The 18,131-nt window shown below is 67.2% G+C and carries 24 protein-coding genes; 15 read left to right on the plus strand and 9 right to left on the minus strand.

The genetic code is table 11. The features are described 5' to 3' along the window. Window positions 1–51: 51 nt before the first annotated feature. The 9 genes from HWN72_RS01080 to HWN72_RS01120 all read left to right on the plus strand — a co-directional run bounded on the left by HWN72_RS01080 (window position 52) and on the right by HWN72_RS01120 (window position 6,394). Complete coding sequence (locus HWN72_RS01080; protein WP_211149548.1) at window positions 52–606, plus strand: SURF1 family protein; 555 nt, start codon at window positions 52–54, stop codon at window positions 604–606. Between the two features lie 253 nt (window positions 607–859). After that, on the plus strand, window positions 860–2,263 hold the full coding sequence (gene thrC, locus HWN72_RS01085) for a threonine synthase (protein ID WP_008831557.1): 1,404 nt from the start codon (window positions 860–862) through the stop codon (window positions 2,261–2,263). Beyond that, entirely contained in the window at window positions 2,263–3,150 is an 888-nt protein-coding gene (locus HWN72_RS01090; RefSeq protein ID WP_211149549.1) for a class I SAM-dependent methyltransferase, read from the plus strand. Before thrC ends, HWN72_RS01090 begins: the two co-directional genes overlap by 1 nt. A gap of 134 nt (window positions 3,151–3,284) precedes the next feature. Further along, on the plus strand, window positions 3,285–3,656 hold the full coding sequence (locus HWN72_RS01095; RefSeq protein WP_008830633.1) for a dihydroneopterin aldolase: 372 nt from the start codon (window positions 3,285–3,287) through the stop codon (window positions 3,654–3,656). Then, window positions 3,653–4,012, plus strand: a complete 360-nt coding sequence (locus HWN72_RS01100) for a Rossmann fold domain-containing protein (protein WP_008830634.1) — start codon at window positions 3,653–3,655, stop codon at window positions 4,010–4,012. The genes HWN72_RS01095 and HWN72_RS01100 overlap by 4 nt, the downstream gene beginning before the upstream one ends. Further along, a complete protein-coding gene (gene moaA / locus HWN72_RS01105) occupies window positions 4,009–5,028 on the plus strand; it encodes a GTP 3',8-cyclase MoaA (protein ID WP_211149550.1) in 1,020 nt (339 codons plus the stop codon). Before HWN72_RS01100 ends, moaA begins: the two co-directional genes overlap by 4 nt. 1 nt (window position 5,029) lies before the next feature. Then, entirely contained in the window at window positions 5,030–5,284 is a 255-nt protein-coding gene (locus HWN72_RS01110) for a MoaD/ThiS family protein (protein WP_211149551.1), read from the plus strand. A 1-nt stretch (window position 5,285) separates the two neighbouring features. Then, a complete protein-coding gene (locus HWN72_RS01115; protein WP_211149552.1) occupies window positions 5,286–5,729 on the plus strand; it encodes a molybdenum cofactor biosynthesis protein MoaE in 444 nt (147 codons plus the stop codon). Between the two features lie 233 nt (window positions 5,730–5,962). Next, entirely contained in the window at window positions 5,963–6,394 is a 432-nt protein-coding gene (locus tag HWN72_RS01120) for a hypothetical protein (protein WP_211149553.1), read from the plus strand. A 109-nt stretch (window positions 6,395–6,503) separates the two neighbouring features. On the opposite strand, the gene HWN72_RS01125 is transcribed toward HWN72_RS01120, so the two are convergent. The 4 genes from HWN72_RS01125 to HWN72_RS01140 all read right to left on the minus strand — a co-directional run bounded on the left by HWN72_RS01125 (window position 6,504) and on the right by HWN72_RS01140 (window position 9,066). Further along, window positions 6,504–7,211, minus strand: a complete 708-nt coding sequence (locus HWN72_RS01125; RefSeq protein ID WP_248005723.1) for an HPP family protein — start codon at window positions 7,209–7,211, stop codon at window positions 6,504–6,506. Between the two features lie 16 nt (window positions 7,212–7,227). Next, window positions 7,228–7,560: a hypothetical protein gene (locus HWN72_RS01130; RefSeq protein WP_069708871.1), complete on the minus strand. Its 333-nt coding sequence runs from the start codon at window positions 7,558–7,560 to the stop codon at window positions 7,228–7,230. A gap of 144 nt (window positions 7,561–7,704) precedes the next feature. Then, window positions 7,705–8,283, minus strand: coding sequence for a nitroreductase family protein (locus HWN72_RS01135; RefSeq protein WP_008830641.1), 579 nt, complete (start codon window positions 8,281–8,283; stop codon window positions 7,705–7,707). A gap of 84 nt (window positions 8,284–8,367) precedes the next feature. Next, a complete protein-coding gene (locus HWN72_RS01140; RefSeq protein ID WP_008830642.1) occupies window positions 8,368–9,066 on the minus strand; it encodes a pirin family protein in 699 nt (232 codons plus the stop codon). Window positions 9,067–9,181: 115 nt separating this feature from the next. Between HWN72_RS01140 and HWN72_RS01145 the strand changes: the two genes are divergently transcribed. After that, a complete protein-coding gene (locus HWN72_RS01145) occupies window positions 9,182–10,096 on the plus strand; it encodes a LysR family transcriptional regulator (RefSeq protein WP_008830643.1) in 915 nt (304 codons plus the stop codon). Between the two features lie 40 nt (window positions 10,097–10,136). Further along, entirely contained in the window at window positions 10,137–10,886 is a 750-nt protein-coding gene (locus tag HWN72_RS01150) for a folate-binding protein YgfZ (RefSeq protein WP_211149554.1), read from the plus strand. 22 nt (window positions 10,887–10,908) lie between these two features. Here the strand turns inward: HWN72_RS01150 and HWN72_RS01155 are convergent, their stop codons facing one another. The 4 genes from HWN72_RS01155 to rplU all read right to left on the minus strand — a co-directional run bounded on the left by HWN72_RS01155 (window position 10,909) and on the right by rplU (window position 13,094). Beyond that, on the minus strand, window positions 10,909–11,472 hold the full coding sequence (locus HWN72_RS01155; protein WP_211149555.1) for a GNAT family N-acetyltransferase: 564 nt from the start codon (window positions 11,470–11,472) through the stop codon (window positions 10,909–10,911). A gap of 188 nt (window positions 11,473–11,660) precedes the next feature. Further along, window positions 11,661–12,221, minus strand: a complete 561-nt coding sequence (locus tag HWN72_RS01160) for a GNAT family N-acetyltransferase (protein WP_211149556.1) — start codon at window positions 12,219–12,221, stop codon at window positions 11,661–11,663. 282 nt (window positions 12,222–12,503) lie between these two features. Next, a complete protein-coding gene (rpmA, locus tag HWN72_RS01165; RefSeq protein ID WP_008828936.1) occupies window positions 12,504–12,773 on the minus strand; it encodes a 50S ribosomal protein L27 in 270 nt (89 codons plus the stop codon). A 24-nt stretch (window positions 12,774–12,797) separates the two neighbouring features. Continuing rightward, window positions 12,798–13,094, minus strand: coding sequence for a 50S ribosomal protein L21 (gene rplU / locus HWN72_RS01170; RefSeq protein WP_008828935.1), 297 nt, complete (start codon window positions 13,092–13,094; stop codon window positions 12,798–12,800). A 251-nt stretch (window positions 13,095–13,345) separates the two neighbouring features. On the opposite strand from rplU, the gene HWN72_RS01175 reads away from it, so the two are divergent. After that, a complete protein-coding gene (locus HWN72_RS01175) occupies window positions 13,346–13,888 on the plus strand; it encodes a hypothetical protein (RefSeq protein ID WP_083274702.1) in 543 nt (180 codons plus the stop codon). A gap of 91 nt (window positions 13,889–13,979) precedes the next feature. Next, a complete protein-coding gene (locus HWN72_RS01180; RefSeq protein ID WP_069708873.1) occupies window positions 13,980–15,305 on the plus strand; it encodes a dihydroorotase in 1,326 nt (441 codons plus the stop codon). A gap of 84 nt (window positions 15,306–15,389) precedes the next feature. On the opposite strand, the gene rarD is transcribed toward HWN72_RS01180, so the two are convergent. Beyond that, a complete protein-coding gene (gene rarD, locus HWN72_RS01185) occupies window positions 15,390–16,271 on the minus strand; it encodes an EamA family transporter RarD (protein WP_248005724.1) in 882 nt (293 codons plus the stop codon). 254 nt (window positions 16,272–16,525) lie between these two features. On the opposite strand from rarD, the gene HWN72_RS01190 reads away from it, so the two are divergent. Then, window positions 16,526–16,966: a glycine zipper 2TM domain-containing protein gene (locus HWN72_RS01190; RefSeq protein WP_008828931.1), complete on the plus strand. Its 441-nt coding sequence runs from the start codon at window positions 16,526–16,528 to the stop codon at window positions 16,964–16,966. A 366-nt stretch (window positions 16,967–17,332) separates the two neighbouring features. Then, on the plus strand, window positions 17,333–18,046 hold the full coding sequence (locus HWN72_RS01195; RefSeq protein ID WP_211149557.1) for a hypothetical protein: 714 nt from the start codon (window positions 17,333–17,335) through the stop codon (window positions 18,044–18,046). Window positions 18,047–18,131 lie beyond the last annotated feature (85 nt).

The raw sequence follows: 18,131 nt of genomic DNA on the forward strand, positions 1-18,131 counted from the left end.
AAAAGGCAGCCGAAGACCGCTTCGGCTGCCTTTTTCGCATCAGGACCTGACATGCGCCGCATCCCCGTCTTCGCGACCCTCATCGTCCTTGCCGCCGTGGCGGTGATGATCGCGATGGGCTTTTGGCAACTGCGCCGCCTCCATGAAAAGGAAGCGCTGCTGGCCCACTACGCCGCGGCGCAGAAGAACCCCGCGCCCGTCGAGTGGACATCCCGAGGCGTCGGCAAGGACCTGCTCTATCGCCGCGCCCATCTCGTCTGCGCGGGCGTAGGCGACCGGAGCAGCATCGCCGGAAGCAACGCCAAAGGGGAGCCCGGCGTGGCCCAGACCGCCGAATGCACGCTGCCGGGCGGTGGCAGGGCGCTGGTAGTGATGGGCTGGTCGCTCCAGCCCAACGCCGGAGCATGGCAGGGCGGGGAGGTCACCGGCATGATCGCGCCCGGCCCGCGCCTCGTTGCGATGCCTGCGGTCGGCGGGCTGGAGGAAAACGCGATCCCTGATCCGGCGGACTTGCCGAACAACCACTTGTCGTATGCGGGGCAGTGGTTCTTCTTTGCGGTTACGGCTTTGGTTATCTACTTTCTGGCGCTCAGGAAGAGGAAGTAGGAAGTCCTGGGGCCCCCCATATACCTTTGGCGCCCCAGACCCCCATACCGTCGTCGTCGGGCGCGCAGCAGCCTCAGCCACACATTGCGCCGCAGGCTGTTTTGTCTCCCGGCTCATCGTGGGCGCGGGAGGAGGCTGCGCGCGTCACCTCGACGGTAACGGGGTCTGGGGCGATGGCCCCAGATTCATTTCTTTCCTTCTTCACACCCTTCACGCTCTTTTCATTTCCCGCCTTCACGGCTAACCGCGCCCGATGGACTATATCAGCACCCGCGGCAGCGCTCCGGCGCTTGATTTCGAAGGCGCGACGCTTGCCGGCCTCGCATCGGATGGTGGCCTTTACGTTCCGCGTGAGTGGCCGCGTTTCTCGGCCGAGGAAATCGCGAGCTGGGCGGGGCTTCCTTATGCCGAGCTGGCCGCCAAGGTCATGGCGCCGTTCGTCGCGGGCAGCCTCACCGAAGAGCGCCTGCTGGAGCTGACTACGGCAGCTTACGGCCGTTTCGCGCATGACGGCGTAACGCCGCTCAAGCAGCTCGATTCGCAGCAGTGGTTGCTTGAGCTGTTCCACGGCCCGACGCTGGCGTTCAAGGACGTGGCGCTGCAGTTGCTGGGCCTGCTGTTCGAGGAGTTCCTTGGCCGTTCGGATCGCAACCTGACGATCGTGGGTGCGACCTCGGGCGATACCGGGTCTGCGGCGATTGACGCGGTTGCGGGGCGTGCGAAGGTGGACATCTTCATGCTCCACCCCAAGGGCCGCGTTTCGGACGTGCAGCGCCGCCAGATGACGACGGTGCTGGCGCCCAACGTGCACAACATCGCGCTGGAGCACGCCAACTTCGACGACGCGCAGGCGATCGTGAAGCGCGTATTCAACGACAAGGGCATGACCGATCGCTTCGCCATCGGCGCGGTGAACTCGATCAACTGGGCGCGCCTGATGGCGCAGGTGGTGTATTACTTCGCGGCCGGGCTGCAGTTGGGTGCACCGCATCGCAAGGTGGCGTTCTCGGTGCCGACGGGCAACTTCGGCGACGTTTTCGCGGGCTATGTGGCGGCGCAGATGGGTCTGCCGGTCGAGAGGCTGATCGTCGCGACCAACGTGAACGACATTCTCCACCGCGCGTTGGCCGAGGGTGATTACTCGCAGGGGACGGTGACGCCGACCGCCGCGCCGTCGATGGACATTCAGGTGTCCTCGAACTTCGAGCGCCTGCTGTTCGACCTCGGCGGCCGCGACGGCAAGGCTCTGGCCGAGCAGATGGCCGGGTTCGAGGCTACCAAGGCGATGCAGCTGACCAACGCGCAGCGTGAGGGCGCATCGGCGCTGTTCTCGTCGGCGCGCGCCGATGCGGACGAAATGGCATCGACCATCCGCTGGGCTTACGAGGCGACCGGCGAACTGATCGACCCGCACACCGCCTGCGGTCTTTTCGCCGCGCGCACGGCGGGCATCGACGCGAGCGTGCCGGTCGTCACGCTGGCGACCGCGCACCCCGCCAAGTTCCCCGAGGCGGTCGAGCGCGCCACCGGCCAGCGCCCGACCCTGCCGACCCGCGTGGGCGACCTGTTCGAGCGTGAGGAAAAGTACGAAACGCTGCCCGGCACCTTCGAGGCCGTGACCGAATTCGTGGCGGCGCACGCCAGCCCGAAAGTCTGATGGCTGAGCTTGTCACAGAGCCGCTGATCCTCGCCGGAGAGGGTTGGGCGGATTACGGCCTCGTCGATTCGGGCCACGGACGCAAGCTGGAGCGCTACGGCGACTACCGCTTCGTGCGCCCCGAACCGCAGGCGATGTGGACTCCGCGGAGCGAGCATTGGGACGCCCATGGCGAGTTCGTGCCTGGTTCGGACGAGGACGGCGGTGGCCGCTGGCAGTTCGACAAGGCCGTGCCGCGCGATGGCTGGCCGCTGGCGTGGAACGAAGTTTCGTTCACCGCGCAGTGCACCCCGTTCCGTCATCTCGGCTTCTTCCCGGACATGGCGCCGGTGTGGGACTGGATGCGCGGGATGCTGGCCGGGCGCACCGATGCCAGCACGATGAACCTGTTCGGCTATACCGGCGTCGGCACTCTTGCGCTGTCGGCCCATGGCCCGGTGACGCATGTGGATGCGTCCAAGAAGTCCGTCGCGCAGGCGCGCGAGAACGCCGCTCTGGCGGGGCTGCAGGACCGCCCGGTGCGCTGGATGATCGACGACGCGGCCAAGTTCGCCGCGCGCGAAGTCCGGCGTGAGAAGCGTTACGACGGCATCATCCTCGACCCGCCCAAGTTCGGGCGCGGCCCCACCGGCGAGACCTGGCGTCTGGAAGAGCACCTTCCGGGGCTTCTCGCCGATTGCCGCAAGCTGCTCGATGCTGACAGCCGGTTCCTGTTCCTGACGGTCTATGCGGTGCGCATGTCCTCGCTGGCGCTGGCCGGGCTGATGGACGAGCTGTTCGCCGGACTTCCCGGGAAGATCGAGCATGGCGACCTGTCGGTGCGGGAAGACGGTGAGGGGCGGTTGCTGCCGACCGCGATCTTCGCGCGCTGGTCCAATCCCGAGTAGCCCCAATCACTTTCGTCATTGCGAGCGTAGCGAAGCAATCCAGCGCGGTTTGTGCTGCCCTGGATTGCTTCGCTACGCTCGCAATGACGAAATGTTTTCGTTGCGAGCGATGATATCCTAAAGGCGCCCACATCATGGCCGATTCGCTGATCCTTGAAGTCGCCGATTTCGAGCAGGATGTCCTCACCGGCATCTACTCGGAGGAAACCGGCAAGCCGCAGCCCCTGCGTTTCACCATCACGGTGAAGCTGCGGCCTGCGGACCACTACGCCCCTGACACGCCGCTGACGGCGAGCAAGAACTACATGGACCTCAAGTTCGCGGCGTCGGAAGCGCTGCCACAGGGTGTCCACTTCAAGCTGATCGAGGCGGTCGCCGACCACGTCTGTGAGACGTTGTTCCTGCAGGACGAGCGGGTCGAGGCGGTGACGGTGAAGATCGTCAAGCTGGCGCTCACCGAGGTCAACGAACTGATCGGCATGACCCTGACGCGGGAACGTCGTTGAACGAGTTGCTCCATCTCGGGCCGCTGTCGGACGACGCGCTCGAGGCTGCGGCCGATTTCCATGCCCGCCTGCTGCCCGGGATCGAGGCGACGCTGTCGGGCGGCGCCGATCCGCTGACGCTGGTTTTCCTGCCCGCGAATCACGAGCACCGCGCCTGGCGCCTTGCCGCCGTGCAGGGCCTTGCCCGCCGCTTCGCACCTTCGCGGGTCAATGCCGTCGAGAGCGACGCCGGAGCAGGTGGGCGGGAGGCTGTGGCAGCGGCGCAACGCTGGCTTGACGGTGCAGGCGGTGTGACGGGACAATTACTACCGCTCAATGGCAAGGGCGCGGGCGGAGTGCTATATCCGTCCGAATGAGCACGCCGCAGCCCCTCGTCGACCAGTTCCAGCGCAGGATCACCTACCTGCGCCTGTCGGTGACCGACCGCTGCGACTTGCGCTGCGCCTACTGCATGCCGGAGCGGATGACGTTCCTTCCCAAGAAGGACGTGCTGACGCTCGACGAGATGCACGACCTTGCCCTCGGCTTCATCGCACGCGGTATCACCAAATTGCGGCTGACCGGCGGCGAACCGCTGGTCCGGCGCGACATGATCGACCTCGTCCGGGCGCTCGGCCGCCGGATCGGCGCGGATGACGGGCAGGGTGGGCTGGAAGAGTTGACCCTCACCACCAACGGCACCCGCCTCGCCGAATTCGCCGACGATCTGCGCGCGGCGGGGGTGCGACGGATCAACGTTTCGCTCGATACCCTCGACCGCGAGGCTTTCGCGCGGCTGACCCGGCGCGATTCGCTGCCGCAGGTGCTGGAGGGGCTGGCGGCGGCGAAGGCGGCGGGCCTGAAGGTCAAGCTCAACACGGTGGCGCTCAAGGGCATCAACGAGCACGAGATCGCCGATATCGTCGCCTGGGCGCACGCGCAGGGCTTCGAGGCGACGCTGATCGAGGTCATGCCGCTGGGCGAAGTGGAGGAAGACCGCTTCGACCACTACTTGCCGCTCGTCGCGGTGCAGGAGGATCTGGCCCGGCGCTGGACGCTTGCGCCGAGCGGGCACCGCACCGGCGGCCCGGCGCGTTACTGGGACGTCGCGGAAACCGGCGGACGGCTCGGCGTGATCACCCCGCTGACAAACAACTTCTGCGAGGGCTGCAACCGCATCCGCGTCACCGCGACGGGGCAGCTCTATGCGTGCCTCGGCGGCAATGAGCAGGTGGACCTGCGCGCGGCGCTGCGTTCGGACGATCCGCAAGGCGCTTTGTCGGCGGCGCTGGACACGGCGATGCGGATCAAGCCTGAGCGCCATCACTTCGCGATCGACGGACGCGGCGAGGCGCCTGCGCTGGCGCGGCACATGTCGATGACGGGTGGGTGAGATGACTGCGAAACTGGTGTTCCTCGGACGGCTTGAGGAGCTGGCGGGGACGGATGGCATCAGCGTCGATGTACCACTCGGCTGGGCGGGGCTGCTCGCTCACCTCTCCGAGCATTGCGCGCCCGAACTGGTCGAAACCGTCGCCGGTGTCCGGGTGAAAGTGGCGCTCAACGGCGCGCTGATCGCCGAAAAGGGCGGCGTGGTGCTGGCAGAGGGCGACGAACTGGCCTTCCTGCCGCCGGTTTCCGGTGGCTGACATGTCCGACGTTCGCCTGCTGACGTCCGGCTTCGATCCGGCAGCGGAACTGAGCGCCTTCACCGCCGCGCACCCGCAAGCGGGCGGGATCGTCAGCTTCCTTGGGCAAGTGCGTGAGGGCGCGGGCTGCGAGGCGCTGGAACTGCGGCACTATGACCCGCTGACGCTTCCGGCGATGCAAGATCTGGCGATGCGCGTGCGCGGGCGTTGGGCGCTTGACGGGCTGCTGGTTATCCACCGCAGCGGGGTGATGCTCCCGGCCGAGCCGATCGTGCTTGTTGCCGCCGCTGCCCGGCACCGGCGCGATGCCTTTGCGGCGGCGGACTTCGCGATGGACCACCTCAAGAGCGAATCGTGGTTCTGGAAGCGCGAGAAGACCGGCGGCCAATGGCGCTGGATCGAACCGCGGGAGCAAGACTTCGAGGATATTGCGCGCTGGGGGTGAGATCGCGCGAGGCCGGAGTAAATAGAAACCTGCCTCGTCATTGCGAGCGCAGCGAAGCAATCCAGGGCGGTTTACGCGGCCCTGGATTGCTTCGCTGCGCTCGCAATGACGAGAGAGGGGGAGCCTTCGCATTGCTGGCCTCCCCCACTCACAATCTTCGCCGCATTTGACCCGCATCAACGAATCATGGCGCGAAGGCGCGCATATGCCGATCACCCAAGGAGATCAGCATCATGTCCCAACGTCTTACCCGGCAGCAGCTTCAGGGTCTGGCTACGGTCACGGCCGTTCCCGCCCGCACGCCAATGCACTTTGGAGTAGACCGCAGCTTCGGCCTGCCGACCGGCTTCTATGTCGCCACGGTCGCGCTCTACCTCGCCTTCATCGGTGTCATGGCCGCCACGTTCATGAACCCGGAACTGGCCATCCCGATGGTCATCTTCGCCGGGTTCGTCCTCATGGCGTTCGAGCTGGCCGGGTACTGGGTGAAGATGAAACCCCACAACGATGCCGCCGCGCCAACATGGGGCCAGCTTGCCGCACGCGGCATCGACACTCTGAACGGAAGGCTCACGGCGGGCGAAGCGGCCGTCCAGGTTCTCACGCTACCCGTGCTGATCCTGTGCTGGGGCCTGGCGGTCGCGATCATCGTCGCCTTCACCTGACGCGGGGCCTGCCTGAATCTGGTTCACCGGGCTGGGAGCCCTTCAGGCAGACTGCGTCGGAACGTTCGGGGAGTCCCACCCTTCTGGCCGGGGGGTGGGACTTTTCGCGTCAGGACGCCCGGCGTCGCAGCACCGCCTGCACGAAGGCGTCGAGATCATCGACGTCCACGTCGAGCACTTCGTCCCATTCCTCCAGCACCGCGACGACGTCCTCACGCGTGGAGACGGGAATCGGCGGGGGCGGCGCGACATGCGGCCAGGCGTGACCGGTGAAGTTGTTGTAGAGCCAGCCGAAGCTGCACAGCACCAGCACGTTGGCGCCGATCGGGATCATCAGCGTCGCGTCCCACGGCACCTGCCCGCCCGCGCCGAGCGCGCAGAGCAGGGCGCAGGCACCGCCCGGCGGATGGAGGCAGCGGGCCACCGACATCGCCGCGATGGCAAGCCCCACCGCGATGCTCCCGCCCAGCCACGGATTGCCGATCAGGTGCCCGATCGAAATGCCGATCGCGGCCGAGAGCAGGTCTCCGCCGATCACCGACCACGGCTGCGCGAGAGGGCTCGCCGGAACGCAGAACACCAGCACCGCCGAGGCGCCCAGCGGCGCGACGAGGAAGGGCAGGGCGTGGGCCTGATGGCCGCCGAGCAGGGCCCATGTCGCGAAGCCGGAAAGCGCGATCCCCAGCGCCGCGCCGATCGCGCCGCGCGCCCAGCCCAGACGGCCGAGGGCGTGGAGGCGCAGGGAATGAATGTGCCGGACCATGGCGGCGCTATGGCGCAGAGCGGTGCGGGTGACGAGCCCGGATTTGCCTCGCATTGCGATAGGCGGGCTATCAGAACTTCAGCTTGTAGCGCACCATCGCCCGGTTGCTGACTTGCCCGCTGCCCAGCGTCGCCGAATCAAGCTCGACGCCGAGCGAGGAGTTTTCGCTCAGGCCCATCTGCGCGCGGGGCAGGCCGTCCGGCGTTTCGTAAGTATCGGGAAGCGGACGCAGGCGCTCCTTTTCCGGGTTGGTCGCGCAGACGACGATTTCTCCGGGGCGGCCGACCGGGCAGCGCGGCTTGACGGCATGGAGATCGACCGTCCCGTCCTGCGGCATCTGCGCAAGGTCGAACAGCGGCGCTGCGATCGCGGGCGGTTCGGGCGGGAGGTCGGCGATCGGCATGGAGAGCAGGAGGCCATGCGATCAAGGCGATTTCAGGGCGGCGGGAAGATCATTGGGCGAATCAAAAAGCCCGGCCCTCCGTTGGGAGGACCGGGCCGATGAGCGCCCGCACTGGAGGGGGGAGGGGTGCGGGCGTCGAAATGATCAGGCGAACTTGCCGGCCTTGGCGATCTCGGCCAGCGGCTTGCGGTCGCTGGCGACTTCGCGCTCCTGCAGGAAATCGGGCAGGACCGACTTGTCACCCTGCTTGCCGATGGCGAAGGCGGCTTCGAGGCGATGGTCTTCCGGGATGCCGAGCGCGGCTTCGGCCTCGCCGAACTTCAGGCCGGTCATGCCGTGGGTGTGGTAGCCCAGCGCCTGCGCCTGGATCGCGGCGAGCACCCAGGCGGCGCCGGCGTCGAAGCTGTGGCTGTGGTTCTCGAAAGTGCCCTTGTCCGAGCGCGAGAACTTGTCGGAGACGACATAGACGATCGCCGAGGCTTCCTTGGCCCAGCCGGCGTTGAAGTCGATCAGGCCCGACAGGAACAGGTCCCAGTTCGCGTCGCCCTTCTTGGCGTAGAGGAAGGTCCAGGGCTGCACGTTATAGGCCGAGGGCGCCCAGCCACCGGCTTCGAGGATCGCGTCGAGGTCTTCCTGCGGCATCTCGCTGCCGTCGAAGGCGCGGGGGCTCCAGCGGTCGACGATGAGCTTCTCGATCTTGGGATTGGCGATACGTCCGGTCATCGAAATATGTCCTTGTCTGCTAAGGGCTTAGGGAGAGTGCGCAAGCAGGGGGGCAATCCTTTCGAATCACCCCCCCGCGCTATGTCAGGCTGCGTCCACCAGCACCAGTTCCGCGTCTTCGAGAGCGGTCACGGTGATCGTGTCGAGCCCGGTGATGGCCACGCCGTCGCGGGCATTGGCTTCCACGTCACCGACCCGGATGCGGCCGGTGGCGGGGACGAGGTAGCTGTGGCGCGCGGCGTCGGTGGCGTAAGTCACCGTGTCGCCCGCCTTCACCGTCGCGCCCAGCACGCGCGCCTCGGCGTTGATGTGGAGGGCGTCGTCGTCCCCGGCGATGCCGCTTGCCAAGGTCACGAACTGGCCCGAACGGTCCTCCTTGGGGAAGGGACGGGCGCCCCAGCTCGGCTGCTCGCCGCGGCGGTCGGGGATGATCCAGATCTGGAACAGCGTCGTCGCCTCGTCCTCGAGGTTGTACTCCGAGTGCTGGATGCCGGTGCCGGCGCTCATAACCTGGACGTCGCCCGCGCCGGTGCGGCCGGTGTTGCCCAGGCTGTCCTTGTGCGTGATCGCGCCGGTGCGGACATAAGTGACGATCTCCATGTCGCGGTGCGGGTGCGGCGGGAAGCCCGACCGGGCCGCGATGGTGTCGTCGTTCCAGACCCGCAGGCGACCCCAGTTGGTGCGCGCCGGATCATGGTAGTCGGCGAAGGAGAAATGGTGGCGGGCATCGAGCCATCCGTGATTGGCGGCGCCGATGCTCTCGAAGGGACGCAGTTCGATCATGGGGCACTCCTTTGTATGCGTTAGGTGCCGTTAAGGCCCTGTTGAGTGCCATGTAGCCCTTGCGTGGCTATCGCGAAATTGTGATAAACTCGGCTGAATTATTCAGGAAAGTTGAATGGTCGACGTCGTCCCGCCCAGTCTCGATCACTTGCGGTGCTTTCTGGCCGTGGTGGAAGAGGGCAGTTTCAATGCAGCCGCCAGGCGACTTGGCCGCGCGATTTCGGTGGTCAGCTACGCTATCGCCCAGCTCGAAAGCCAGCTCGACGTGCGCCTGTTCGACCGCGAAGGCTCGCGTCGTCCGCAGCTGACCGAGGCCGGTCGCGCGCTGTTGTCCGAGGCGCACGCGATCTCCGACGACGTCGACGCCCTGCTCGCCAAGGTCCGCAGTCTGCGGCAGGGGCTGGAGGCGGAGCTGTCGCTGGCGGTGGACGTGATGGTGCCGGGCAACGTGCTCGCCCGCCTGTTGCGCGACTTTCAGGTGCGTTTTCCGACGGTTCCGCTGCGCCTCCACATTGAGGCGCTGGGCGCTGTCGCCGCGCTGGTGCTCGACGGGCGCGCAACGCTGGGTATCGCCGGGCCGGACATCATGGACCTTGCGGAGATCGAGCGCGAGACGATCGGCTCGGTCGAGATGGTTCCCGTCGCCGCCCCCGACCACGCGCTCGCGAAGTTCGAGCGGATCGAGCCGGGCGAGACGCGCAAGCACCTGCAACTTGTCCTGACCGACCGTTCGCCGCTGACGGAGGGGCGCGATTTCTCCGTGTTCAGCCCGCGCTCGTGGCGTCTGGCGGACCTCGGCGCCAAACATGCGCTGCTCAAGGAGGGCATCGGCTGGGGCTCGATGCCGCGCCATGCCGTGAGGGCGGACCTGGAGGCAGGCACCCTCGTGGAACTGAAGCTGCCCGAGCGGTCCGCGCTCGATTACGCGCTCGTGGCGCTGTGGCGCAAGGACAGCCGGCCCGGCCCCGCCGCTGTCTGGGTGCTCGACGAAATGCGCGAACGTCTCGCGAAATGTCCATCGACCAAGTGAGGGTCTTGCGGGGCGGTTCGGGCTGCTCCACTTAGGGCGCATGACCGCTACCCGCCTGTTTGACCGTGCCGTGATCCGGCTTTCCCCGCGCCCCGATTCGAATGAGAACGTCGTCGATTTCCTGCAGGGGCTCGTGACCTCGGACGTGGCGGGAACCCTGCCAGTCTGGACGGGGCTGCTGACGCCGCAGGGCAAGGCGCTGTTTGACTTCATCGTCTGGCCGGGCGGCAAGGGGCTGCTCATCGACTGCGAGGCCGAAGTCGCCGACGCGCTGGTGAAGCGCCTGTCGATGTACCGGCTGCGCAAGGCGATCGACATTGCCCGCGACGACCGGCTCGCCGTGCACTGGCGGCCGCACACGGGCGACGGCGCCGCTCCGGACCCGCGCCTCCATGCTCTTGGGGAGCGCTGGGTCGCGGTGGTCGATGCCACCGATCCGGCCGAGGAAGAGACCGGCGCAGACGCCGCCTGGCGTGCCCACCGTCTGGCGCTGCGGGTGCCCGAAGGCCGCGCGGAACTGGGCGATGGCGAAACGCTCTGGCTCGAATGCAACGCGGCGGACCTGCACGGCGTCAGCTTCACCAAGGGCTGCTACGTCGGGCAGGAGAACACCGCGCGCATGAACTGGCGCCAGAAGGTCAACCGCCGCCTCGTGGTGGTGCCGCTGGCCCGTTCGGACGACAAGCGCCGCCGCGCCGCCTACCCCGAACTGGGGCTCGCGGTGGATCACCTGCGGGTGGAGGACATCCCGGCCGACGTCATGCCCAAGTGGATCGCCGCAGAAGCCTGAGGCAACGCACCGGAGCAGCCTGTCAGGCGGCTCCGGCCATTTCCATGCGCGGGCTCAGGCGCCGGTCGAGATCGGCGACGTAGATGCGCGCCGGGTGCTCCATCGCCCGCGAGGCGCTGTAGCGCGACCGTACCTGCCCGGTATCGTGGAAGCCGGCGCTTTCCAGCACCTGCTGCGTGCCCCGGCTGTCGGCGAAGTGGCTGGCGATGACCCGCAGATGGCCGAGCGAGCGCGCCTGGTTCACCACCGCACGCAAGGCCTCTCCGGCATAGCCGCGACCCCGATATCTCGGGACGATCCAGTAGCCGACCTCGATCTCCTTGGCGCCGAGCGCGCTGTCGCTCCGACCCAACCCTATACTTCCGACCAGTTGCGGCCCGCCGGGCGCGCGCAGATACATGAAGAAATGGGGAAGGCGCGGATCTCGCGGCCGGTCCAGATAGATGCGCAGTTCCTCCGCCGAACGGGGCAAAGGAGCCACGTCGACAGTGCGCTGAACGTCATCGTCCGAAAGAGCCTCGACAAGATCGTCGAAGTCTTCCGGCCATGCCGGTCTCAAAAACAACCTCTCCGTGCGGACGAACATTCCACGGTTCTCCGTCGTGCTAGTGCCCTGCGACTCGGATCATGCACGCAAGTCGGCGCAGATGCACGCAGTTTGGTGCGAATCCTTCGCGATCAGCGATGAAATCGTCGCAGGCGCCGGTTAACCGGATATGAGAACGGCGCCAGGGGATTACCCCTAGCGCCGTTTTCAGTGGTTAATGGGAGGGATCAGGCCGCGCATCGGCGATTCATCGAATCGCCGCCGCCGCAATCGGCCGGGCTCTCGAACACGATCTCGTGCTCGCGCGAGGGGCTGGCATAGCCCCGTGCCCGGCTGAAACGCTCGGCAACACGACCTGTGCGGCTGAAACCGACCTTCTCGAGCACCCGGCCCGATGCGGCATTGTCCACGAAGTGGTGCGCCACGACGCGGTCGTGGCCGAGTGCGCGGGTCAGCGACAGCAGGGTGCGGGCGGCCTCGGTCGCATAGCCGCGTCCCTGTTCGTCGGGCGTGATCCAGTAGCCGAGGTTGACCTCGCCATCGAGCATCGACAGGCCGCAGCCGCCGACGATACGGGCACCTTCGGCACCGGGCGCGGTGACGAGGAAGCTGGGAAGGCGGTGATCCTGCGGCTTTTCGACGAAGGCGCGGGCGTCCTCGGCCGTATAGGGCCAGGGCACGCGGGCGAGGTTGCTCACGACGGCTTCATGGCCGATCCGGACCATCAGCTCGTCGCGATCCTCCGGCCAGGCAGGGCGCAGGAACAGCCTTTCGCTGCGAATGAACATCTTCGTTACTCCAACCCCCGGCGCGCGCTTAGCGGGCCGGCGTGACACTGCAATTACGCCCGTGGTTACAAGGCGGTAATCGCAACAGATCCGAGGGGACGCGCGCCATCGCCGCCGCACCGTGCGCGGTGCAACCCGAAGTCGCCGTGTCGGTTCCCGGACACGCTGGAGGGAGATACGAAAAGAGGGAGACGGGCGGGGCCCTCTCCCTCATTCTGCTGATTCTCCTGGGAGAATCAGCGGGGCCATCCCGTCAGGATGGCCCTTACAGAGACCATCCGATTACTCGGCGGCTTCCGCCATGACGTCTACCGAGACGTACTTGCGGCCCTGCTTGCCGTCGTGGAAGCGCACGCGGCCTTCCGCGAGAGCGAACAGGGTGTGGTCCTTGCCAAGACCGACGTTTACGCCCGGGTACACGCGGGTGCCGCGCTGACGGACGATGATGTTGCCGCCGATCACTTCCTGACCGCCGAACTTCTTGACGCCGAGACGGCGTCCTGCGGAGTCGCGACCGTTACGCGACGAACCGCCTGCTTTCTTATGTGCCATTGCTGGTTACTCCGAATTCTGGGGTCAGCCGACGGACACGATGCGCAGCAGGGTCATCTGCTGGCGGTGGCCTGCCTTGCGGCGATAGTTGTGGCGGCGGCGCTTCTTGAACACCACGACCTTCTCGCTCTTCGCCTGGGCGATGATCTCGGCGGCGACGGTCACGTTCGCGATGTCCGCGACTTCGCCGTCCTTGCCTGCGAGCAGGATGTCACCCAGGGTGATCTTGTCACCGGCTTCACCAGCCAGCTTCTCGACCGCGATCTTGTCTCCGGCGGCAACCCGGTACTGCTTGCCGCCCGTGCGCACAACTGCGAACATGGTGCCCTTACCTAATCTCAAAAATGCCCGAAACGAGCCGAAACAAACCTGCCCCGGCCGCTCAGGTCCCGAAGGACCATGGAACTTTTCGGGCGACGTGCCGACCGCCCCGCGTGATGCGAGGTGCCGGAAAGATGGGTGCCGTTAGGGTATGGGCCGATTCGTGTCAACCAAGGACTTGGTGGTGACTGGGGCCGTTTCGGCGGTCCAAAGCCTCTCCCGCTTCGCGTCGGCCGTGCTATGGCAGCCTGATGATCTGCGCGAAAGTCCGTTTGACCGCCCCCGCCATCCTGTGCGGCGTTCTTTCCCTCGCCATGACGGCTTGCTCGTCTTCCGGTGGCTATCCCTCGCTGGCGCAGCGCGACGTCGAGCGCGTCAGCGGCACCGCCAGCGCCGCGCCCGGAGATTCGGGGCAGGCTGCTCCGGCGCTGCCCCCAGCGAGCGCCGATCTCGTCACGCGCCTTGCCGGCCTCGTGAAAATCGCGGAGCAGGCGGATCGTCAGTTCCAGTCCAATCGCCCCGCCGCCGAGCGGGCGAGTGCCGCGGCAGGTTCCACCGGCAGCGATTCGTGGAGCGTTGCCAGCGTCGCCCTGGCAAAGCTCGAATCGAGCCGCTCCTCGGGCATGACCGCGCTCGCCGAACTCGACGTTCTTTATGCCGACGCGCGCGACAAGGCGCCGGTCGAGGAAACGCCCGAGGTCAAGGCCATCGCCGACGCCCGCGCGCAAGTCGCCGCGCTGCTCGATGCGCAGGACAAGGTGCTGGCGGGGCTGGCGGGCCGCCTCAGGACCTGACCGGCCGCCTCGACGGGATTGCCTTGAAAGCGGCGGGAGAGGGGCCTAGGTCGGCCTTCTTCGTGAAATTGCCGCAGAAAGGCCGTCCCAGATGACTGCAACCGCACCCGAACTCGTCCTTTCCGGCGGCACCGTCCATACGCCGAGCGGCCCGGTGGTTGCCGACGTCGCGGTGCGTGACGGCAAGATCCTCGGCGTCGGCTCTTACCCGGACGCAGCGAAGCGGATCGACTGCACCGGGCTCGACGTGCTGCCCGGCGTCATCGACAGCCAGGTCCACTTCCGCGAGCCGGGGCTGGAGCACAAGGAAGACCTTGAGACCGGCAGCCGCGCGGCGGTGATGGGCGGCATCACGGCGGTGTTCGAGATGCCCAATACCAACCCCAATACCGATACCGAGGAGCGCGTTCTCGACAAGCTGAAGCGCGCGCATCACCGGATGTACTGCGATCACGCGTTCTACGTAGGCGCTACGGCCGACAATGCGGTCGCGCTGGCGGACCTCGAGCGCATTCCCGGTACGGCGGGCGTCAAGATCTTCATGGGCGCCTCGACCGGCAGCCTGCTGGTGGCCGAGGACGAGCAGCTCGCCCGCGTGCTGGCCCACGGCCGCCGCCGCGTCGCCATCCATGCCGAGGACGAGGCGCGGATGAACGCGCGCAAGGACCTGCGGGTGGAGGGCGACCCCTCCAGCCACCCGGTCTGGCGCGACGACGAAAGCGCGATGCTGGCGACGAAGCGCATCCTGCGCCTCGCCCGCGAGGCGCGCCGCCCGATCCACATCCTGCACATCACCACTCCGGCCGAGCTGGAGCTGATCGCCCAGCACCGCGATGTCGCGACCTGCGAGGTGACTCCGCAGCACCTGACGCTGGCGGCCGAGGACGCCTATCCCAGGATCGGCACCTTCGCGCAGATGAACCCGCCGATCCGCTCGGCCGCGCACCGCGACGGGTTGTGGCACTGGCTGCGCGCGGGCGTGCCCGACGTGATCGGCTCCGACCACGCGCCGCACACGCGCGAGGAAAAGGCCAAGACCTATCCGAACAGCCCCTCGGGGATGCCGGGCGTACAGACCCTGCTGCCGCTGATGCTCGACCATGTCGCCAAGGGGCGCATGACGCTGGAGCGGCTGATCGACATGACCTCTTCGGGGGTGCAGCGCGTGTTCGGTCTCGTCGGCAAGGGCCGCATTGCGGTGGGCTATGACGCGGACTTCACCGTGGTCGACCGCAAGGGCACTTTCACGGTGACCGAGGAATGGGGCGAGAGCCGCTGCGGCTGGACGCCTTTCGCCGGGATGGAACTGGAAGGCCGCGTCGTCGGCACCATCGTGCGCGGGCACTCGGCGATGTGGGAAGGCCAGCTTGCCAACGAGGCACAGGGCGAGGCGCTGCGGTTCGCCGGGGCGCTCTGAGCCCTTCGACAAGATCAGGGTGAGCGGGGGGTGGTGAAAACTTCCCGGCCCCGCTCAGGCTGAGCTTGTCGAAGCCCCCGCCAATCAGTTCCTGCGAGACAGGATGTCCCAGCAGAATACGCCGACGGCCGCCCAGATGAAGGCGAAGCAGACCAGCTGGATCGGCCTCAGCGGCTCGTGGAAGATGAACACGCTCATCAGGAACAACCCGGTCGGCGTCACGAACTGGATAAAGCCCAGCACCGAGAAGGGCAGGGCGCGCGCGGCGGTGGCGAAGAGCATCAGCGGAATCGCGGTCAGCGGCCCGGCGCAGAGCAGCAGCAGGCTGATCCGCGTCGAGGAGCCCATCGCCAGCCCGCCCGGCGCCTGCATCTGCCACCACATCAGGGCGAGCGCGGGCACGAACAGCACCAGCGTCTCGACCGTCAGGCCCGGCAGCGCGGCCACCGGCGCGAGCTTGCGGGCCAGGCCGTAGCACGCGAAGCTCAGCGCCAGCATCAGGCTGATCCACAAGGTATCGAGAGCGCCCTTCGCCAGCAGCGCCACGCCGATCGTCGCGAGGGCCACGGCGATCCACTGTCGCCGCGTCAGCTTCTCCTTGAGGAAGACCGTCGCCGCAAGGATGTTCATCAGCGGATTGATGTAATAGCCTAGGCTAGCCGCGAGCACGTGGCCCTCCATGATCGCGACGACATAGATGAGCCAGTTCGCGCCGATCAGGAACCCGCTCAGCGCCAGCGTGGCGAGGGTGCGCGGGTTGGTCAGCGCCGCCCGCAGTGCCGGGCCTTGCCGCAACACGGCGACCGCGATGAGGCAGAACGGCAGCGTGCACATCAGGCGCCAGACGACCACCTCGAACGGCGCGACGTCCTTCAACAGCGCGAAGTAGAGCGGGAACAGGCACCAGATGCCGTAGGCGCCGAATGCCGGAAGCAGACCGGAAACGGAAGGCGAGTGCCGGGGCATTTGGCGGGGCATTGTCTCGGGCATCGGCTGCATATCTCTCCCGGCGGTCGGGGGTATCCGCCGTGCATGCCCCTTAGAAGGGCGCCGGAACGGGGGCAACCACTCGCTCCATCGCCTGTGCGCCAACGGCTCGTCGCAAAATCAAATCCTGACAAGCGCGTTGCGGTTCGTTCAGAATCGAAGGCTTAAAGATGAATGTGTAAGGCGGATCGACTCGGATGGCCGGTTCGCTTCCTTAGAAGAGGAGAGTTGAGATGAACGCATTCTTCAAGGCCTCGGCCATCGCCGCAGCCGCTGCCAGCCTGACCGTCGCACTGCCTGCTTCGGCCGCCATCGCCCCTTACGGCAACGGTTTTACCGCGCCGGGCGAGCAGACCTACGAGCATGGCCGCGACCGCTATCGTTACTCGCGCGAGGATTATCGCCGCGGCTACGGCAACCGTGACAGCTATCGCTATCGTGACGACCGTTATCGCGATGATTATCGCCGCAGCTCGTGGCGCGGCAACGACGGCCGTTACTACTGCCGCCGGGGCAACGGCACCACCGGCCTGCTGATCGGCGGTGCGGGCGGCGCGCTGCTGGGCCGCGAGATCGACGGCGGCCGTGACCGGACTGTCGGCACCGTGCTCGGTGCGGCCGCCGGTGCCCTGCTCGGCCGCGAGGTCGACCGCGGCGGATCGCGCTGCCGCTAAGGCATTCGACAGAACAGCTTTCCCCGCACGTACGGCGACTTGCGGGGGAACCGTCCGGGCCTGAACAGCTCGGGCGGGAGGGCGCCCGCATTCGTGCAGGCGCCCTCGTCGTTCGTTTGGAAAATGCCCAGCAGGGCATTTTCGAGCGGCACCGGCCCGCGCCCCCACCCGACCTCCCATTAAGTATACTTCCGTGGGAGGTCGGGTGGGGGCGTGGGCCGGTGCCGCGTTTGTAATGCAAGGCGCACCGACCATCCCGAAATGGGACGAGAGGATTCCACCGCTGGCACCTTTGCGACTTTTCGCGTTTTCCTAAGCTATTGCGGGTAGCAGGACCTTGCTGCCGCACCCGAAGGAACCGCGACGATGAAGACTCTGGCCCGAATGACCGTTCTGAGCCTGATGGGCACGCTGATGCTTGCAGGCTGCGGCTCGGGCGACAAGCAGCCGGACCCGGCCGATACCGATCCGGCGCTCAATGGCGCGCTCGGCGACCAGATCATGGTCGATCCCGAGATGGCGGGGGATCAGGGCGCGGCTGTCTCCGCCGAGGGGCGCCGGATCACCGTCCCCGCGCAGGACCGCACGCCCGAGGCCATCGCCGCCGCCAAGAAGCAGGCGGCGCAGCTTGCCGGCGGCGCGCTCAAGCCCGCCCCTAGTCCGGCGCAGGGCGGGGGCGCGGCGCTCGCTGCCGGGGCTGCCACTGCCGCGCAAGTCGCTGCGGAGGCGAAGGTCGCCAAGGCGGACTGCTCGGCCAAGGTGCAGTATTCCAACACCTGGGCGGCCAAGCTGCCCGCCGAACTGCCGGTCTATCCGCGCGGGGCGGTGCAGGAAGCGGCCGGGATCGACGGTCAGGGCTGCGCGCTGCGCGTGGTCAACTTCGCGACGCCGGTGAGCGTCAGCGACGTGGTGAGCTTCTACTACACCAGGGCGCTCGGGGCCGGATATGGGGCCGAATACAAGATCGACGGTGGCGACAGCGTGCTGGGCGGCCGCAAGGACGGCAAGGCTTACGTGGTCTACGCGCGCAAGCTGGACAGCGGGCTGACCGAAGTGGACCTCGTTACCAGCGGGAAGTGAGAGGCACGCACCCAGTCCGTACCTCCCCGGTTCGTCATTGCGAGCGCAGCGAAGCAATCCAGGGCGGAGCTTAACAGCCCTGGAT

It is taken from the genome of Novosphingobium sp. HR1a (assembly GCF_015594425.1).
Lineage (GTDB): Bacteria > Pseudomonadota > Alphaproteobacteria > Sphingomonadales > Sphingomonadaceae > Novosphingobium > Novosphingobium resinovorum_A.

Coding starts and splice junctions, on each gene's coding strand:
- HWN72_RS01080 (WP_211149548.1), top strand. CDS start 52: ATGCGCCGCATCCCCGTCTTCGCGACCCTCATCGTCCTTGCCGCCGTG.
- thrC (WP_008831557.1), top strand. CDS start 860: ATGGACTATATCAGCACCCGCGGCAGCGCTCCGGCGCTTGATTTCGAA.
- HWN72_RS01090 (WP_211149549.1), top strand. CDS start 2,263: ATGGCTGAGCTTGTCACAGAGCCGCTGATCCTCGCCGGAGAGGGTTGG.
- HWN72_RS01095 (WP_008830633.1), top strand. CDS start 3,285: ATGGCCGATTCGCTGATCCTTGAAGTCGCCGATTTCGAGCAGGATGTC.
- moaA (WP_211149550.1), top strand. CDS start 4,009: ATGAGCACGCCGCAGCCCCTCGTCGACCAGTTCCAGCGCAGGATCACC.
- HWN72_RS01110 (WP_211149551.1), top strand. CDS start 5,030: ATGACTGCGAAACTGGTGTTCCTCGGACGGCTTGAGGAGCTGGCGGGG.
- HWN72_RS01115 (WP_211149552.1), top strand. CDS start 5,286: ATGTCCGACGTTCGCCTGCTGACGTCCGGCTTCGATCCGGCAGCGGAA.
- HWN72_RS01120 (WP_211149553.1), top strand. CDS start 5,963: ATGTCCCAACGTCTTACCCGGCAGCAGCTTCAGGGTCTGGCTACGGTC.
- HWN72_RS01125 (WP_248005723.1), bottom strand. CDS start 7,211: ATGCGAGGCAAATCCGGGCTCGTCACCCGCACCGCTCTGCGCCATAGC.
- HWN72_RS01130 (WP_069708871.1), bottom strand. CDS start 7,560: ATGCCGATCGCCGACCTCCCGCCCGAACCGCCCGCGATCGCAGCGCCG.
- HWN72_RS01135 (WP_008830641.1), bottom strand. CDS start 8,283: ATGACCGGACGTATCGCCAATCCCAAGATCGAGAAGCTCATCGTCGAC.
- HWN72_RS01140 (WP_008830642.1), bottom strand. CDS start 9,066: ATGATCGAACTGCGTCCCTTCGAGAGCATCGGCGCCGCCAATCACGGA.
- HWN72_RS01145 (WP_008830643.1), top strand. CDS start 9,182: ATGGTCGACGTCGTCCCGCCCAGTCTCGATCACTTGCGGTGCTTTCTG.
- HWN72_RS01150 (WP_211149554.1), top strand. CDS start 10,137: ATGACCGCTACCCGCCTGTTTGACCGTGCCGTGATCCGGCTTTCCCCG.
- HWN72_RS01155 (WP_211149555.1), bottom strand. CDS start 11,472: ATGTTCGTCCGCACGGAGAGGTTGTTTTTGAGACCGGCATGGCCGGAA.
- HWN72_RS01160 (WP_211149556.1), bottom strand. CDS start 12,221: ATGTTCATTCGCAGCGAAAGGCTGTTCCTGCGCCCTGCCTGGCCGGAG.
- rpmA (WP_008828936.1), bottom strand. CDS start 12,773: ATGGCACATAAGAAAGCAGGCGGTTCGTCGCGTAACGGTCGCGACTCC.
- rplU (WP_008828935.1), bottom strand. CDS start 13,094: ATGTTCGCAGTTGTGCGCACGGGCGGCAAGCAGTACCGGGTTGCCGCC.
- HWN72_RS01175 (WP_083274702.1), top strand. CDS start 13,346: ATGATCTGCGCGAAAGTCCGTTTGACCGCCCCCGCCATCCTGTGCGGC.
- HWN72_RS01180 (WP_069708873.1), top strand. CDS start 13,980: ATGACTGCAACCGCACCCGAACTCGTCCTTTCCGGCGGCACCGTCCAT.
- rarD (WP_248005724.1), bottom strand. CDS start 16,271: ATGCCCCGGCACTCGCCTTCCGTTTCCGGTCTGCTTCCGGCATTCGGC.
- HWN72_RS01190 (WP_008828931.1), top strand. CDS start 16,526: ATGAACGCATTCTTCAAGGCCTCGGCCATCGCCGCAGCCGCTGCCAGC.
- HWN72_RS01195 (WP_211149557.1), top strand. CDS start 17,333: ATGAAGACTCTGGCCCGAATGACCGTTCTGAGCCTGATGGGCACGCTG.